The 18,173-nt window shown below is 75.4% G+C and carries 8 protein-coding genes; 7 read left to right on the top strand and 1 reads right to left on the bottom strand.

Going from position 1 to position 18,173, the window contains the following annotated elements; all coding sequences use genetic code 11:
• Positions 1 to 50 precede the first annotated feature (50 nt).
• From ACIBSV_RS32980 to ACIBSV_RS33010, 7 genes are read left to right on the top strand one after another with little or no spacing between them, the layout of a single operon-like run.
• The gene (locus tag ACIBSV_RS32980) at positions 51 to 7,133 is read left to right on the top strand and encodes an SDR family NAD(P)-dependent oxidoreductase (RefSeq protein ID WP_395869576.1); all 7,083 of its coding nucleotides are present in this window, start codon (positions 51 to 53) and stop codon (positions 7,131 to 7,133) included.
• Positions 7,130 to 11,659, top strand: coding sequence for a beta-ketoacyl synthase N-terminal-like domain-containing protein (locus ACIBSV_RS32985; protein ID WP_395869578.1), 4,530 nt, complete (start codon positions 7,130 to 7,132; stop codon positions 11,657 to 11,659). The genes ACIBSV_RS32980 and ACIBSV_RS32985 overlap by 4 nt, the downstream gene beginning before the upstream one ends.
• A complete protein-coding gene (locus tag ACIBSV_RS32990) occupies positions 11,656 to 11,967 on the top strand; it encodes an acyl carrier protein (protein ID WP_395869580.1) in 312 nt (103 codons plus the stop codon). The genes ACIBSV_RS32985 and ACIBSV_RS32990 overlap by 4 nt, the downstream gene beginning before the upstream one ends.
• A complete protein-coding gene (locus tag ACIBSV_RS32995; RefSeq protein WP_395869582.1) occupies positions 11,964 to 12,809 on the top strand; it encodes an alpha/beta fold hydrolase in 846 nt (281 codons plus the stop codon). The genes ACIBSV_RS32990 and ACIBSV_RS32995 overlap by 4 nt, the downstream gene beginning before the upstream one ends.
• Positions 12,806 to 13,969 carry a glycosyltransferase gene (locus ACIBSV_RS33000; RefSeq protein WP_395869584.1) on the top strand — a complete coding sequence of 388 codons (1,164 nt, stop codon included), beginning with the start codon at positions 12,806 to 12,808 and terminating at the stop codon, positions 13,967 to 13,969. Before ACIBSV_RS32995 ends, ACIBSV_RS33000 begins: the two co-directional genes overlap by 4 nt.
• Entirely contained in the window at positions 13,963 to 15,852 is a 1,890-nt protein-coding gene (locus ACIBSV_RS33005) for a methyltransferase domain-containing protein (RefSeq protein ID WP_395869586.1), read from the top strand. The genes ACIBSV_RS33000 and ACIBSV_RS33005 overlap by 7 nt, the downstream gene beginning before the upstream one ends.
• A complete protein-coding gene (locus ACIBSV_RS33010; RefSeq protein ID WP_395869588.1) occupies positions 15,849 to 16,850 on the top strand; it encodes a hypothetical protein in 1,002 nt (333 codons plus the stop codon). Before ACIBSV_RS33005 ends, ACIBSV_RS33010 begins: the two co-directional genes overlap by 4 nt.
• Positions 16,851 to 16,932: 82 nt before the next feature.
• Here ACIBSV_RS33010 and ACIBSV_RS33015 read toward each other — a convergent pair whose 3' ends face one another.
• A complete protein-coding gene (locus ACIBSV_RS33015; protein ID WP_395869590.1) occupies positions 16,933 to 17,817 on the bottom strand; it encodes a LysR substrate-binding domain-containing protein in 885 nt (294 codons plus the stop codon).
• Between the last annotated feature and the right edge of the window lie 356 nt (positions 17,818 to 18,173).

The raw sequence follows: 18,173 nt of genomic DNA on the forward strand, positions 1-18,173 counted from the left end.
GGCACGCCCCCATGACGTCGCAGTCCCCACGTCGCGATCAGGTCCTCGCAGTGAGCCCCTTTGGTCGTCCCAACGCCCGACTCGTGATCGCCGCGCACCGGGCCGGCGCGCTCGGGGTGCTCGACCTCGGCCGCGATCGCGACGCGGCGCTCGGCGAGTTGGCCGAAGCGTCGGCGGTCCCGTCCTTCGGGGTCCGGGTACCGGTGGGCTGTCCGCTGGAACCGCGTGAACTACCCGCGCACGTGCACGTCGTGCTGCTGGCGCCCGATGCGCCGTGGGCGCCCGCGACCGTCGGGCCGGGGCGGCGGGTCCTGGTCGAGGTCACCTCGGCCGACCAGGCCCACGCGGCGGTCGCGGCCGGGGCCGAGGGGGTGATCGCGCGCGGCGCCGAGAGCGGTGGACGGTGCGGCGAGCTGACCACGTTCGTACTGCTCCAGCAGTTGCTCGCGGACGAGCGGGTGTCGGTCCCGGTGTGGGCGGCCGGTGGCATCGGCCCGCACACCGCCGCGGCGGCGGTCGCGGGCGGGGCCGCCGGGGTGCTGCTCGACACCCAACTGGCCCTGGTGGCCGAGAGTACGGTGCCCGCCGACGTCGCGGCGGCGGTGCGCGCGATGGACGGCAGCGAGACCGTGGTGATCCGGGGCCACCGGGTATATCGGCGTCCGGACCTGCCGATCTCGCGGCTGGCCGGACCGGAGGGCGATCCGGCCGCCGTGTCGGGCGCGGGCGGACTGCGCCGGGAGTTGCTCCCGGTCGGCCAGGACGGCGCGTTGGCGGGCCGGCTCGCCGACCGCTACGGCACGGCCGGCCGGGTGCTGCACGCGGTGCGCGAGGCGATCGTGGACCACGTGGCCTCGGCCGCCCGGCGCGGTGTGGGTCCCAGGCCGGTACAGGGGCCGATGACCCGGGTCAGCGATCGGGCCGCGTTCGCGCACTCGGTCGCCCGGGCGGGCGGGTTGCCCTTCCTGGCGCTGTCCCTGCTGCGCGGCCCGGAGGTGGGCGCGCTGCTCACCGAGACCGCCGAGGCCCTCGGCGACCTGCCGTGGGGCGCGGGCCTACTCGGATTCGCCCCGCCGGCACTGCGCGACGAACAGCTCGCCGCGGTGCTCGCCGCCCGGCCGCCGTACGCGTTGATCGCGGGTGGTCGCCCGGGGCAGGCCGCGCCCCTGGAGGCCGCCGGGATCCGCACCTATCTGCATGTGCCCTCCCCCGGACTGGCGGCGCAGTTCCTGCGCGAGGGTGCCCGGCGCTTCGTCTTCGAGGGCACCGAGTGCGGCGGGCACGTCGGGCCGCGCGCGAGCTTCCCGTTGTGGGAGGCGCAACTGGACGAGTTGTTGTCGTACGCCGAACGGCACGGCGGCGCGGCCGGGTTGGACGTGCTGTTCGCGGGCGGGATCCACGACGCGCGTTCGGCCGCGATGGTCGCCGCGGCGGCGGCCCCGCTGGTCGAGCTGGGCGCCTCGGTCGGCGTGCTGATGGGCACCGCGTACCTGTTCACCCGCGAGGCGGTGGAAGGTGGCGCGATCCTGCCCGGTTTCCAGGCCGCGGCGATCGAGTGCGCGTCGACCGCGCTGGTGCGGACCGCGCCCGGGCACGCGACCCGCTGCGCCGGCACGCCGTTCGTGACCGCGTTCGAGGACAGTCGGCGTGAGTTGGAGGCGCGTGGCGTGCCGCCCCGGCAGGTCTGGGCCGAGTTGGAGCAGCTCAACCTGGGCCGCTTGCGGATCGCCAGCAAGGGTCTGCGGCGCGAGGCGGGCGAGTTGGTCGCGGTGGACGCGGAGGTGCAGCGTCGGGACGGGATGTTCATGCTGGGCCAGGCCGCGGTGCTGCGATCGGCGCCGACCGACGTCGCCACGCTGCACCACGAGATCACCACCGGATCGGCCGCGTGGCTGGCCCGCCGGGTGCGCGAGCTGGGCGGGTCGCCGCGATCGGCCGCGCCCCGACCGCAGGATGTCGCGATCGTGGGCATGGCCTGTGTGCTCCCGGGTGCCCCGGACCTGGCGAGCTACTGGCGCAACATCCTGGCCGGCGTCGACGCGGTGACCGAGGTGCCGCGCGAACGCTGGGACGTGGAGCGCTACTTCGCGCCGAGCTCCGAGCCGGGCGCGACCGCGCGTGGTTCGGTCAAGGGCGCCGGCCCCGGAGCGGTCCCGGCCGGGCGGACCCCGTCCAAGTGGGGTGGATTCGTGCCCGCGATCGGGTTCGACGCGACCGGGTACGGCATCCCGCCCGCCTCGCTGGCCTCGATCGAACCGGCCCAACTGCTCGCGCTGCACGTCGCGTCGGGGGCGCTGGCGGACGCCGGATACGGACCGGGGCGGACCTTCGCGCGCGAGCGCACATCGGTGATCTTCGGCGCCGAGGCGGGTACCGACCTGGCCGGCGCGTACGGCTTCCGCGCGCTGTTCCCGGGCTGGTTCGGCGATTTGCCCGAGGACCTGGATCGACAGCTGCCCTCCCCCACGGAGGACTCCTTCCCCGGTGTCCTGGCCAACGTGATCGCCGGTCGGATCGCCAATCGGCTCGACCTGGGCGGCGTCAACTACACCGTGGACGCCGCGTGCGCTGCCTCGTTGGCGGCGCTGGATCTGGCCTGCAAGGAGCTGAACACCGGGTCGAGCGACCTGGTGTTGTGCGGTGGCGTGGACACCCACAACGGGATCAACGACTTCCTGATGTTCTCCTCGGTGCGAGCCCTCTCACCGTCCGGACGGTGTGCGACCTTCGACGCCGACGCGGACGGGATCGCGCTGGGCGAGGGTGCGGTGTGCGTGCTGCTCAAGCGGCTCGCCGACGCCGAACGCGACGGGGATCGGGTGTACGCGGTGGTCAAGGGCGTCGGGGGGTCCAGCGACGGCCGCTCGCTCGGGCTGACCGCGCCGCGTCCCGAGGGCCAGCGGCGGGCGCTGGAACGCGCGTATCGGGCGGCCGGCGTCTCACCGGCCGAGGTCGGCCTGGTCGAGGCGCACGGCACCGGCACCGTGGTCGGCGACCACGCCGAACTGGACACGCTCACCCAGGTGTTCGCCGAAAACGGCGCGACCCCCGGGGCCTGCGCGGTGGGCTCGGTGAAGTCCCAGATCGGGCATACCAAGTGCGCGGCCGGCCTGGCCGGACTGGCCAAGGCCGCGCTGGCGGTGCACTTCGGGGTCCTCCCGCCGACCCTGCACCTGCGTCGACCGCCGCACCCGAGCCCGTTCGTGTTCGACGACCGGGCCCGTCCGTGGCACACGCCGGTCGGCGAACGCGTCGCCGGGGTCAGCGCGTTCGGCTTCGGCGGGACCAACTTCCACGCGGTGCTCGCCGGTTCGCCGCGATCCGGCGAGGCCGGGGCGGGCGGCGCGGACGCCGCGTGGCCCGCCGAGCTGTTCTGCTTCCGGGGCGCGGATCTCGCGGCGGCGCACGCGGCGCTCGACCGGTTGACGACTCGGCTGGACGCGGCGCAGGAGGTGCCGCTGCGCGGGCTGGCGGCGCTCGCGGAAGCCGACGCCGACGCGGGGGTCGGCGTCGGGGTGGGTGTCGGCGGCGAGTCCGGAACCGAGCTCGACGCCGGGACCGGGACCGACGTCGGATCCGGTGGCCCGGACCCGGTGTGGATCGCCTTCGTCGCGACCGATCACGCCGATCTGCGGGTCAAGCTCACCCTGGCCCGGGCGGGCGCGGTCGATCCCGGCGGCGAGATCTTCCACCGGACGGTGAGCGAGAACAGGAGCGGCACCGGAGTCGGGGCCGGGGTCGGGACCGGGGCAAGGGTCGAGACCGGGGCCGACGCCGGTCCGGCCGGGCGGGTGGCGTTCCTGTATCCCGGGCAGGGCAGCCAGCGGCCCGGAATGCTCGCCGACCTGTTCGCCCGGTTTCCCGAACTGTGTGACGGCCTGCGGGACATCTCGCCGGAGTGTGTACGGGCGATGTTCCCGCCCGCCGCGTTCGACGCCGCGACGCGCGCCGAGCAGGTCGCCCGGATCACCGACACCCGGCACGCGCAGCCCGCGCTCGGGGCGGCGGCGGTCGCGCTGACCCGGCTCCTCGACCGGTTCGGGGTGTGGCCGGACCAGGTGGCCGGGCACAGCTACGGCGAGGTGGCCGCGCTGTGGTCGGCGGGCGTGTTGTCCACGCGCGATCTGGGTCGGCTCGGCGAGATCCGGGCGGCGGCCGTGCTGGCCGCCGCGGGTCCCGAGCCCGGCGCGATGGCGGCGGTGTCGGCGGGTGCGGACCACGTGGCCGAGGTGTTGGCCGGCGTCGACGGCGTCGTGCTCGCCAACCGCAATACGCCGACCCAGACCGTCGTCTCCGGCTCCGAACGAGCCCTGACCGCGGCGCTCGCCGCGCTGGACGGCGCCGGGCTGTCCGCGCGTCGCCTGCCCGTGGCGTGCGCGTTCCACAGTCCCGTGGTCGCGGCGGCGGCCGACACCCTCACGGCCGCCCTCGCGGACCTGGACGTACGCCCGCCCGGGATCCCGGTGTGGTCCAACAGCACCGCCGCGCGCTACCCGGACACGCCCGCCGGGGTACGTGCGCTGATCGCCCGTCAGGTGGCCGAGCCGGTGCGGTTCGCCGAGCAGATCGAGGCGATGTACGGGGCGGGTGTGCGGATCTTCGTCGAGGTCGGGCCGGGTAGGGCGCTGACCGGCATGGTGCGGGCGATCCTCGGCGACCGGCCGCACACCGCCGTGCCCTGCGACGTGCCCGGCGAGGACGGCCTGCGCCGACTGCTCACCGCGCTCGCCGAACTCGCGGTGGCCGGCGTGCCGGTCCGGGTCGCGGGCGGCCTGGCGGGCCGGATCCGGCCGATCGACGTCGAACCGGGTGCCCGCCCGGCCTGGACCGTGGACGGCCACCTGGTGCGCACCGCCGACGGTCGCCCGGTGCCCGGTGGGCTGCGCCCGGCGACCCCGGTGGCCGCGCTGCCCCTGGGGCCTGCGGCCGGTGGCACGGCCGAGCCGACCGGCTCCGCGCGGGATGCGGTGCTGCTCGAATACCTGGCCGGTGCCCGGGCCTCGGTCGCCGCGCAGCGCGAGGTGCTGCTCGGCTACCTGGGTGTTCCGGGCGGCGTGCCGGAGGCACCGTCGCCGGCTCCCGTGGCGTGGCCGGCTCCCGCGCGAGTGCCGTCGGGCCTCCCCGAGGCGACTCCCGGGGAGGCGGCGCCCGGGGAAACGGCGCCCGGGGGATCGGCTCTCCCGGCCGAGGCGCCGGCCGGACCGATCACGCGCGAGCACGTGTTGGCCGTGGTGCTGGACATCGTGGGCACCCGCACGGGCTACCCGAAGGACATGCTCGACCCGACGCTGGACCTGGAGGCGGACCTGTCCGTCGACTCGATCAAGCGCACCGAGATCATCGGCGAACTGGCCCTGCGGCTGCGCTTGCCGGGTGCGGTCGGCGCGGTCGACGAGGCCGTGGTCGAGCGGCTGGCCAAGGTCAAGACGATCGACGCGATCGTGTCCGGCGTCCTGGAGGCGGGCTCCGAGTCGGGCGAGGCGGCACGGCCCGCCGAGGTCGCCGAGCCCACCGCGTCCTCCCGCGAGGATTCGCCGCCGATCGGTGACCGCCCCACCCGGCACCTGGTCGAGTGCGTGCCGATCGATGATCCGCCGCCCGGCGAATCGACGGACCCGCCGACCGGCGAGGCGCTGCGCGGTCGCCGGGTGGTCCTGGTCGAGGACGGCGGCGGGATCGCGTGGGCGCTGGCCGACCTGCTGGAGGCACACGGCGCCGTGGTCGAGGTCCGCGCCCGGGATCGGGCCGAACCCGCCGACGAACACCCGGACCCGGCGCGGTCGCACGTCCCGTGGTCGGACGTCGACACGCTGGTCCACCTGGCCGCGCTCGGCGACGGCCCGGACCCGGTCCTCCCGGACGCCTTCCCGCTGCTGCGGGCCGCGCTGGTGGGCGGCGTACGGCAGGTGTTCCTCGGCACCGCCGGCGGCGGCGACTTCGGCCGCTCGTCGGAGCCCGCCGCCGGACCCGACCCGGTGCCGGGCGCGGGCCTGGCCGGGTTCGCCCGCTCCGCCGCGCTCGAATACCCGGACCGCGTGGTGCGCGTCCTGGACGTGGATCCCAAGGAGGAACCCGCCCGGCCCGCCCACCGTCTCCTGATCGAACTGGCCCGCACCACGAACCGGCCCGAGCCCGGGGCGCCGGTGCTGCTCGGCCTGGTCGACGGCCGCCGGACGACCCTGCGCACCCGGCCGGCGCCGCTGCCGGAGATCTCCTCCGCCGATCGGGACGCGCTGCTGCGCGAGCGGCTGGGTCCGGACGCGGTGCTGCTGCTGACCGGCGGCGCCCGGGGAATCACCGCCCGGGCGGCGCTGGGCCTGGCCCGGGCCACCGGTTGTCACATCGCGTTGCTCGGTCGGACCGGCGACGGCGGCGAACCGGAGCCCGCCGCGCTCGCCGCCGCGACCGACGCGCCGGCGCTGCGGGCCGCGCTGATCGCGTCCGGGGTGCGTGAGCCGGCCCGGATCGAGGCCGAGCTGACCCGGGTGCTCAATCGCCGTCGGGTCCGCGCGACGCTGGCCGAGTTGGCCGAACACGCGGCCTCGGTACGGCTGCACGTCGCGGATGTCACCGACGCCGACGCGGTCCGCCGGGTCCTGGCCGAGATCGCCGAGCGGCACGGTCGGCTGGACGGGATCGTGCACGGCGCGGGCGTGCTGGCCGACCGGCTCCTGGTGGACAAGACGCCGGAATCCTTCCGAGCCGTGTTCGGCACGAAGGTGACCGGCGCGCGGGCCCTGGTCGCGGCCCTGCGCGCGCTGCGGCCGACCCTGGCGCCACCGGCGTTCCTGGCCATGTTCGGCAGCGTCGCGGGCGTGTACGGCAACCGGGGTCAGAGCGACTACGCCGCCGCCAACGACGCGCTGGCGACCCTGGCGCGGCACTGGTCGGCGGGCTCGGGCGACACGCTCGCGCCGGTGGCGGAGCGGGTGGTGACCATCGACTGGGGTCCGTGGGCAGCCGAAGGCGGCGGCATGGTGACGCCGGAGTTGGCCCGCGAATACGCGCGGCGCGGCGTCCCGCTGATCGATCCCGGGCACGGTGTGCACGCGCTGCTCGCCGAGTTGGCGCTGGGCGCGGACCGGCAGGCCGTGTACGCGTGCGTCCCGGTGGCCGGGCCGGTGTCCGGGTGAGCGCCCACACCGGCGGACCCGGCCCGCGGCCGGACGACGCGGCGATCGTCGGGATCGGCGCGATCTTCCCCGGGGCGGCCGACCCGGACGGCTTTTGGCGGCTGATCGAGGCCGGCGTCGACGCGATCACCGACGTGCCGCCAAACCGTTGGGACCCGGCGCTCTACTACGCGCCGGGCACGGCCGGCGAGCCCGCCCGCAGCGATCGCTTCTACTGCCGACGCGGCGGCTTCGTGGACGATCTGGCCACGTTCGATCCGGTGCGCTTCGGCATCATGCCCGCGGTCGTCGCCGGTGCCGAACCCGACCAGTTGCTCGCGCTGCGCGCCGGCGCCGAGGCGATCGCGGACGCGGGCGGCGAGGCGCGGCTGCCTGACCGCTCCCGGATCGGCGTGGTCTTCGGCCGCGGCGGCTACATGGGCGTGGCCACCGCCCGGCTCGACCAACGGGTCCGTACCGCGCACCAACTGATCTCGCTGTTGGGCGAGTTGGCCCCGGAGTTGGATCATGCCCGACTGACCCTGATTCGCGAGGCGTTCCGGGACGCGATCGGCCCGGAGCGGCCGGACGCGTCGATCGGCCTGGTGCCCAGCTTCACCGCGTCCCGGATCGCCAACCGGCTCGACCTGGGCGGGCCCGCGTACACGTTGGACGCGGCCTGCGCGACCTCGCTGCTCGCGCTGGACCAGGCCGCCGCAGAGTTGCGTTCCGGGCGCTGCGACGCGGTGCTCGCGGGCGCCGTGCACCATTGCCACATCGCCACGTTGTGGAGTGTGTTCACCCAGTTGCGCGCGCTCAGTGCGAGCGAGCGGATCCGGCCGTTCGACCGGGCGGCGGACGGCACGCTGATCTCCGAGGGCACCGGTGCGGTGCTGCTCAAGCGCTTCGCCGACGCCGAACGCGACGGCGACCGGGTGTACGCGGTGGTCCGCGGCGTGGGCGTCTCCAGTGACGGCCGCGCGGCGAGCCTGATGAGTCCGCTGGTCGAAGGGCAGGTACGGGCCCTGGAGCAGGCCTGGCGGGTGGCCGGGCTCGATCCCACCACACCGGGCCTGCTCGGCCTGGTCGAGGCGCACGGTACCGGCACCCGGGTCGGCGACGAGGCCGAACTGACCACGCTGGGCAAGGTCTTCGGACCGCGCGCGGGCGACGGCCCGGCCGATGTCGCGCTGGGCACGGTCAAGTCCAACATCGGCCACGCGATGCAGGCCTCCGGGATGGCCGGTCTGATCAAGGCCGCGCTCGCGCTGCATCACCGGACCCTGCCGCCGACGTTGCACGTCGAGGATCCGCATCCGGCCTTCGCCGGCACCCGGATGCGGCCTCAACGGCAGGCCCGGGAGTGGCCGGTCAACCCGCGCGGAAGCCGACTGGCGGCGGTCGACGCGTTCGGCTTCGGCGGCGTCAACGCGCACGCCGTGCTGGAACAGCCGCCCGCGGGCCGGGCGGTCGCGCTGCCCACCGGACCGGGTCGGCCGGCCGTGCCCGACGTCCTGACCCTGGCGGCCGACTCGGTGTCCGAGCTGGCCCGGCTGCTGGCCGAGGTCACCGCCGGACGGCCGGCCCCCACCGGGCGGGCGGGACCGTGCCGAATCGCGATCGCCGACCCGACCCCCAAGCGCCTCGCGCTGGCCGCCCGCGTCCTCGACCGCGGCGTGCCGTGGCGCGGCCGGGCCGAGATCTGGTTCACCCCGCGCCCGCTGCTGGGCCCGTACGCGCCGACGCCGGGTCGGGTCGCGTTCCTGTTCCCCGGTCTGGAACCCGAGACCTCGCCGCGCCTGGACGACCTGGCCGACGCGTGCGGCCTGCCCCGGCCCGAGTTGACCGGTGCCGAGGATCTGGTCGGGCGGGCCGTGGACGCGTTGACCGCCGGTCGCTTCCTGGCCGCCGAGTTGGAACGGGCGGGCCTGGTCCCGGATCTGCTGGCCGGGCACAGCATGGGCGAGTGGACCGCGATGGTCGTCGCCGGGATGTACCCGCGCGCCGCGGTGGACGGCTTCCTCGGCTCGCTGCGCCCGGACTCGTTGGCCGTGCCGGACCTGGTCTACGCGGCGGTGGGCTGCGGGGCGGACCTCGCGCGGCGGCGGGTCGGCGCCGGTCCGGTGGTCGTCTCGCACGACAACTGCCCGAACCAGAGCGTGCTGTGCGGCCCGCCCGACGCGGTCGCCGAGGTGCTGGGCCAATTGCGCGGCGCCGGCGTCGTGGGCGGCGAACTGCCGTTCCGCTCCGGCTTCCACACGCCGATGTGGGCGCCCTACCTCGGGCAGGTGACCGCCGCGTTCGAGCGACTCCCGCTGCGGGCGCCGCGCGTGCCGGTGTGGTCGGCGACCGCCGTCGGCCCCTACCCTCGGGACGCCGCCGCGGTCCGCGAGTTGACCGTCCGCCACCTCCTCGAACCGGTCCGGTTCCGGGAGTCGGTCGAGGCCCTGTACGCGCACGGGGTAAGGGTGTTCGTCCAGCCGGGCGCGGGCAGCCTGGTCGGGTTCGTGCACGACACGCTGCGCGGGCGCGACGCGCTGGCCGTCGCGGCGCACTCGACGCTGCGGCCGGGCCTGGCGGGATTCCGGCGGGCGGCGGCGGCGCTGTGGGTGGAGGGTGCGGCGATCGACCCGGCGGCCCCGACCGGCCCGGCGCCGGCGCCGCCTGCGGTATCCGCTCCGGCGCCCGTCGGGCCGATCGTCCGGCTCGACCTCGGGTCGCCGCTGGTCGCGCTGGGCTCGGCCGCCGGGCCGCTACGGTTCGTGGGCGGGCACCGCCCCGCCCCGGTGGTCGGCGGGCATCCCGTCCTGGCGGCCTTCCACGCGGCGCTGGCCGAGGCGGACCGCTCGCTGACCGAGGTCGCCGACTTGGCCCTTCCCCCCTCGGCCGCCTCCCCGCCGGCGCCGACCGGGGCTTCGGAGCGCCGCGCGTACCGGTTCTCCCTGGCCGAACACCCCTATGTCCGCGACCACTGCGTCTACGAGCAGCCCGAGTGGTGGCCGGACGCGGCGGACCGCTTCCCGGTGCTGCCGATGACCACGCTGATCCGGCTCGCGGGCGAACAGGCCCACGCGGCGGCCGGGCCGGGGCGGGTGGTCGTCGGGTATCGGGACGTACGGTCCCTGCGCTGGTTGCCGGTCGCCCCGGCCACCGACACCGAACTGATCCGCACACCCCTGGCCGAGGACCGGGTCCGGATCGAGTTCGGCCGGTACATGTCCACCGAGGTGCTTCTCGCCGACGAGCACGCCGCTCGGCCGGCCCCGGCTCCCGACCGCACCCCGCTCACCGGCGAGGGCCCCGCACCGGTGCGCGCCGAGGATCTGTACCGGGATCGCTGGATGTTCCACGGCCCCGGCTTCGCCGGGGTCGAGCAGGTGTTGACCGTCGCCGACGACGGCATCCGGGGCGTCCTGCGTGCGCTGCCCGCTCCCGGTGCGCTGCTCGACGCCGCCGGGCAACTCCTGGGCCACTGGATGCAGTTGCGGCTGAGCACCGATCGCCTGGTGTTCCCGATGTCGGTGGCCGCGATCGACGGATACGGGCCGCCCACCGAGCCCGGCGCGAGGTTGCTGGCCACCGCGCGGATCCGGGAGATCGGGCCGACCACGGTGCGCGGCGACGTCGAACTGGTCGACCCGGCCACCGGCGCGGTCCGGATCCGGGTACGCGACTGGATCTACCGCCGATTCGCCGCCGACGAGCGGGTGTGGCCGATGAAGTTCACCCCGCACACCACCGGGATCGCCGAGCCACAACCCGAGGGCTGGTGTCTGCTGCGCACCCGCTGGCCCGATCCCGCGGCGCAGGAACTGGTCACCCGTCGCTACCTGGACACCGCCGAGCGGGCCGAATTCGCCGCCAAGCCACCCAGGGAGCGCCGGAGTTGGCTGCTCGGCCGGGTCGCGGCCAAGGACGCGGTGCGACAGTGGTTGTGGGCGTCCGGGCACGGGCCGCTGTATCCGGCGCAGGTCCGGATCACCCCCGCCGGCACCGATCGGCCGCCGGCGCGCGTGGTGGTGGCGCCCGGCGCCCGCGAGCCGGTCTCGCCGTACCTCTCGTTCGCGCACAGCCATCGGCTGGGTGTGGCCGTCGCGAGCGCCAACGCGGCCGGCATCGCCATCGAACTCCTCGACCCGGCGCCCGACTCGTCGCCCGATTCCACGGCGCCGGGGCGCGCGCCGTCGACCGACGACGAACGCCGGCTGCTGGACGCGCTCGTGGGCGGCCGGCCCGAGCAGCACCGGTTGTGGACGCTGCGCTTTCGGTGTGCGAAGGACGCGGCCGATCGGGCGGACGGCACCGGCCCGGCCGGCCGCCCGACGGATCGGGTGGTGACCTCGGCCCGGCCCGTGGGCACCCACGACGCCGAGGTGTCGGTGGCTTCGCGCGCACCCGGCGGCGCCGAACACCTCGTGCGCACCCGGGACGTCGAGGATCCGGCGCCCGACGGCACGCGGATCGACCGCTACGTGGTCGCGTGGACGAGCACGCGGCCGCTCGACCCCGACGAATTCCCCACCACCTCACATGGGAGCAGCCGATGAGCGCGGACCCGCACGCCGACCGGATCCTGGCCGAGGTCGCCGAGATGCTCGCCGAGATCGTCGGCGAGGAGCTGCTGATCGCCGCCGAGATCACCCCCGAGAGCGGGTTCGACGACGATCTCGCTTTGGAGAGCATCGAGTTCGTCGCCCTCGCCGGGCGACTCCAGGAGCGCTACGGGGACCGGGTCGACTTCATCGCCTTCCTCGCCGACCTGGAGATCGAGGAGATCATGGCGATGACCGTGGGTCGACTCGTCCAGTTCATCGCCGCGCACACCCGCACCGAGGCCGTCGGCGGTGCCCGGTGAGCGAGGTGTACGCGAACGGGCTGCGGTTTCACGTGCAACGGCTCCGGGCCCCCGCCGACCGACCGGCTCCGCGTACTCCGGTGGTCTTCCTGCACGGCCTGGTCCTGGACAACCTCTCCAGCTTCTACTACACGCTCGCCGCGCCGATCGCCCGCGCGGGGTTCGAGGTGCTGCTCTACGACCAGCGCGGTCACGGGCGTACCGAGCGGCCCAGGACCGGCTACGACCCGGACACCGCGGTCGCCGACCTGGCCGCGCTGCTCAAGGCGTGCGACCTGGCGACTCCGGTGCACCTGGTCGGCAACAGCTTCGGCGGCCTGCTCGCGCTGCACGCCGCGCGTACCCGGCCGGACCTGGTCGCGAGTCTGGTGCTGCTGGAGGGGCAGTGCCTGGACACCCCGGCCGGCGCCGAGCCGTACGCCGGCGGCTGGGTCGAGGAGTTGGCCAACACGCTCAACCTGGCCGCCCTGGGCCTGGAGTCGCATCGCGGCCCGGAGCGGCCGCCGACCGGGCCCGCCCGCAAGGTGGCCCGCCTTCGGGCCGGCGCCGACGCGCTGTTGAACGGCACCACGCTGATCGAGGACGTCACCCTGCTCCGCGCACCGACGCCGAGCGAACTGGCCGACCTCGCCTGCCCGGTCCTGGCGCTGTACGGCGAACTCTCCGAACTCCGCCCACCCGCTGAAGAGTTGGCCGAGCTGCTGGCCGACTGCACACTCACCGTGCTGCCCGGCGTCGGGCACACCGTGCTGCGCGAGGCGACCGCGCCCGTGCTGAGCGCGCTGCTCGACTGGCTGCCCGGGCACGAGCCGGCCACGACGCGGCCCGAGGTCGGCCGATGAGATTCATGTTCGTGGTCCCGCCGTTCACCGGGCACGTGAACCCCACCGTCGCGGTCGCCGCCGCGCTCGCCGAGCGCGGCCACGACGCGGTGTGGTGCGGACCGCCGGAGATCCTGGACCTGCTTCCGGTGGGGGCCCGGCTGTTCGCCACCGGCGATGCCCCGGACCAGGCAGGCGGCTACGCCCGGCTGCACACGAACTGGCAGCGGTTACGCGGAGTGGCCGCGCTGCGCTTCCTCGTCGAGGAGACTCTGGTGCCACTCGCGCACGCGATGTTGCCCGGGGTCACGGCGGCGGTCACGGCATACCGCCCGGACGTCGTGGTGGCCGACCAGCAAACCTTCGCCGGCGCGTTCGCCGCCGTCCGGGCCGGCGTGCCGTGGGCCACGTCCGCGACCACGTCGGCCGAGTTCACCCGGCCGCTGCTGGGCTTCCCCAAGGTCGCCGACTGGGTTCGCACCCGCATCGCCGGCGCCGCGATCGCGGCCGGCGTGCCGGCGGACTGCGATCCGCGCTTCTCCGCGCGCCTCGTGCTGGTCTTCTCCACGCCGGAACTGGTCGGCCTGACCGAGCCGGCCCCTGCCCATCACTGTTATGTGGGACCCGCGTTCGGGCCCAGGCCGGCGGCGGTGGACTTCCCGTGGGACCGGCTCGACCCGGGCCGGCACCGGGTGCTGGTCTCGCTCGGCACGCTCAACCGCGAGGCGGGCGCCCGGTTCTACCCGGCCGTGGTCACGGCCACCCGACCGCTCGCCGATCGGCTCCAGGTGATCCTGGCCGCCCCCGAGCGCCTGGCCGGCGAACCGGCCGAGCACGTCCTGATCCGCGAGTTCGTACCCCAACTCGACCTGCTTCCGCACCTGGACGCGGTGGTCACGCACGGCGGTCACAACACCGTGTGCGAGGCGCTCGCGTTCGGCCTGCCGCTGGTGCTCGCGCCGATCCGGGACGACCAGCCGATCGTGGCCCGCCAGGTGGTGGCCGCCGGCGCCGGGGTCCGGGTGCGCTTCGGCCGCGCACACGTCCCGGAGATCCGCGCCGCCGTCACCGACGTGCTGGACCGCCCCGACCTGCGCGCGGGGGCCCACCGGGTACGCGCCTCGTTCGCCGCCGCGGGCGGTGCCCACGCCGCCGCCGACCGTCTGGAGAAGCTGTGCTGAGCCCTGTCGCCGGACCGTTCCCGTGGCTCGCCCTGTTGATCGGCCTCGGCCTGGCCGGCGGCACCCGCACACTGCGCCGCCGACTGCGCGCACTGCCCGTACTGCCCGTCGGACCCGAAGCACCCGCGCCGCCCGTCGATCGACCCGTCGGCGGGTGGACGTGCGTGACCGCGCTCGGGGTGCACCCGGACGAATCCACCGTGCGCGCCGCCGTCGGGCACGCCGAGCACGCCGGACTCTTGCTGCTCGACCTGGTCCCCGGCGACCTGCCCGCCGACGAACTGCTCACCCTGCTCGGCCGGTTGGACCCGGACCGGACCCACCGAGACCCGCTCGCCCGCGGCCGCGGCGCGGGCCACCTGCTCGTGGTGCACGACGACGTGCTGCGCCGGGCCGCCGTCCCGGCCGCCGACCTGGTCGGCCTGGATCCGCCCGGTCTGATCGAACTCACCGCCAGGCTGCGTCCGTTCGCCGCGCTGGAGTCCGGCCACGCGGTCGCCCCCGAGCTGACGGCGACGCCGCCGGATCCGGCCCTGCGCAAGCGCCGACTGCGCGCCGAGGGCGTGCCGGTGTGGCCCAACCTGATCGGCCGGCTGGGCGAGGCCGCCGCCTACACCGGGGCGTGCGTGACCACGCCGTTCTGGGGCGCGCTGGTCTTCCTGGTCATGTGGGCGCAACCGTACGCGGTGGTCGCCGGCCACTCGCCGGTGCGCCCGCGCGACCTGGGTCGGGCCACCGCGCTGCGGCCGTTCCTGGCCGGATGGCGCTGGGTGCGTGCGGTCCTCGGGCCCCGCCCGGACCGGGCCCGAACGCCCGCGATGGATCCCGCCGCGCTGCGTCCGGAGTACGCGCGCAGCGTCGCGCACGGCCTGGACGCGTTCTTCGAGGAGCGCCGCGAGACGTGCCCGTGGTGCGGCTCGGACCGGCTCGGGGTGCACCGCCGGATCGGCGACCATCTCCAGGGCAAGCCCGGCCGGTTCACGCTGGAGCGCTGCCGGGACTGCGCGCACGTGTTCCAGAACCCCCGGTTGTCCCTCGCCGGTCTGGAGTACTACTACCGCGACTTCTACGACGGCCTCGGCGGCCCGGGCGCCGAGGCGCTGTTCGGCACCATGTCGCGCACCTACCGGGCCCGTGCCGAGTTGTTGCGCCGACACCTGCCGGCGGACACCGCCCCGCGCGCGTGGCTGGACGTGGGCACCGGACACGCGCACATGTGCGTGGTCGGCCGAAGCATGTTGCCGGACACCGCCTTCGACGGACTCGACCTCGGCGACGGGGTCGCCGCGGCCGAGCGGCGCGGCTGGATCCGGGCCGGTCATCGCGGCCAGTTCCCCGACCTGGCCGACGATCTGGCCGGCGGTTACGACGTGGTCAGCATGCACCACTACCTGGAGCACACCCGCGATCCGTTCGCCGAACTGGACGCCGCCGCGAAGGTCCTGGTGCCGGGCGGTCGGCTGCTGATCGAACTGCCCGACCCGCGGTGCTGGTACGGCCGGCTGCTGCGCGGCCTGTGGCTGCCGCTGTTCCAGCCCCAACACCAGCACCTGATGCCCCGGCGCAACCTCGAACTCGCGCTCAACGCACGCGGGTTCACCGTGCTCGCACACGAGACCGGCCGGGCGCACCAGGGCAACGACTTCACCGGCGCGGTGTCCCAGGCGCTCACCGCGCTCGGGCCGAATCCGACGATGCCCTGGGTCGCGGCCGGGCCGACCCCGTGGCGCCGGGCCCGTCGGGCCACGCTGGTCGTGCTCTCGGTGCCGTGCTTCGTGGCGGCCGTACTGCTGGACGCGGTCGGTTTCCTGCTCGCGCGGACCGCCGGCGACCACGGTGCAAGCAACGCCTACCGTCTCCTCGCCCGAAAGGACCCGGGATGACCCGCCCACGACCGCGCCCACTCCCCCGCACGAGCCCGCGGGTCGGTCCCGGGAACGACCCGCGGACCGGCACACCGGTCGCCGCTGGGACCGACCCGACGCCGATCCGGTCCGCCGCCGCGGCGCTGCCCGCCGAGCGCGGCGCCGCGCCCGTACTGCGCCTGGTGCCGTTCGTGTTCGCGGAGGCGTTCGGCCGCCCCCCGGCCGGTGTCTGGTCCGCGCCGTACGTGCTGCGCCTGTCCGGCTCGCGGGCCGGGCCGGGCACGGCCGTGCCGCTGTCCTGGCGGGTCGTGATCGCCGCCGCGCCGCGCGCCGACGGGGTGGTCCGGGTCGGTTCGATCAACCGGCCACAGGAGTCGGCCGCGATCGACCCGGCCGTCGGCGTCGGCCCGCTCCCCGATTGGGCCCGCCCGGTGTTCGCGGGCACCACCGGCGCGGGTGGGCTGGACCTGCTCGTGCACACCGACCTGCCGGACAACACCGGCCTGTCCGCCTCGATCCCGCTGACCTGCGTGGCGGCGCTGGCCGAGACGGCGTTCCACGACCCGGGCGCCGGCACCGGTCGACGGGCCCCGATCCGGCTCGCCGACCCCCCACTGGGCGAGGTCGCGCTGTTCGGCCGCCCGGGCCACATCACACTGATCGAGGACGACGCGGGCACGGTGGAGCACCTGCCGTTCGACCCCGAGCGGCTCGGCCTGCGGTTCGTGCTGACGGTGCCCCGGTGGGCGGACGGCCGGGCCGACGAGGACGCGCCGCCGGCCGGGGCGGCCCCGGACCGAACCGCCGCCGCGTCCCCGGCCTGCCGGGCCGCACTGGCCTCGGGAGCGGTCGAGGCCCGCCCGCTGGGTGCGGGCGGGCCCTCGATCGCGGTGGTACCGGGCGCCGCGCTCGCGGCCGTGCGCCGGGCCCTCGTGGACACCTACACGCGCGCCGGCGAACCGGCCCCTCGCGTCCTCAGCGCCTCGGTCGGATCCCCGTGCACTCGGGTCGCGTAGGGGGTGTCCTCGATCCCCCGTCGGGCCGTGGACGACACGCCCCGGAACGCACGGCGCATCCGACGGGCATGGCGCCGATTCCTCATACGTACTCGATCTCCTGGACGCCCTGACGGCGGCTGTAGTCGAGCAGCGCGCGCACCTCACGGCTGATCGGGCCGCGCCCGCGCACCAGGCCGACCGTCCTGACCAGCCTCGGGCTCATCGACCGCACCGAGACGCTGGACGCGAACGGCTGGGCCAGGTCGGCGTACCACAACACCGAGCCGTGCCCGGCCAGCACGCACGGGATCCACGCGCCGCGATCGTCGGTCTCCATCGCGACCGTGGGCCGCACCCCGGCCGTGGCGAACAACATCTCGAAGTCGGCCCGCCGCCCGCTGCGGCGGGACGGCAGGATCATCGGCAGTCCCTCCAAATCCGTCCAGGAGACCGGATCCGGCAGGCGGGTGCCCTTCGGCGAGACCAGGACCACCTCGTACGAGCGCAGCGGCAGCACCTCGAAGCCGCCGGGCGCGGGCAGATCCACCAGCGCGATGTCGCTGTCGCCGGCCCGCAGTGAGGCGAACAGGGCCTCTCGGCTGTCCTGCCGATCCACCACGACGTCCAGATCCGGGTGCGACTTGGCCAGGCCCGGCAGCAGGCCGCTGGTGCACTCGATGGCGAGCGTCGCGGTGGCGGCCAGGTGTACCGTGTCCGCGTGCGCGGGCTCCTCAACCCGCACGATGTCCTTGATCGCCTGCACGCCGCGGAGCACCTTGCGTGCGAGGGAGACCACCTGGACACCGGCGGCCGTCGGCACCAGGCCGCGACCGACCCGGGTGAACAGGACCACGTTCAGCTCGCGTTCCAGGCTCTGCAACGATCGGGACAAAGCGGGCTGGACCACGAAGAGTTCCTGTGCGGCACCGGTCATGCTGCCGTGTTCGGCGACGGCGATCAGGTAGCGCAGCTGTTGAAGGGTCACGGGGTATCCACGCCCCCGATCGGGAGCTCGACCCGATCGCGCGCTCGGGTCCGGGCCCGTGCTCGATGTGTCGCACGGTGGCTGTCGACCATGGTGTTCCTCCAGGGTGTGCCGTGGTGCCGGGGTGGGTGAAAACGCTGGCTGAACCTCGGTTCCCGGGGCGGCCGGACGGGCCGGCGCGGCGCCCGGGGCGGCTGCCCCGAGCGACACGCCGACCCATCCGGCCGGAGCTGTGCTCGCACTGTGCGCTTCGACTGTGGTTCAGAACCAGGTGACATTCCAGGGGAACGCTGCGGTGGCTTTCGCGCCGGCCGCATCGGTCGCGGTCACCTCGACCGCGAACGACCCCACACCCC

This window comes from Embleya sp. NPDC050154, from assembly GCF_044460165.1.
In the GTDB taxonomy this organism is placed as follows: Bacteria; Actinomycetota; Actinomycetes; order Streptomycetales; family Streptomycetaceae; genus Embleya.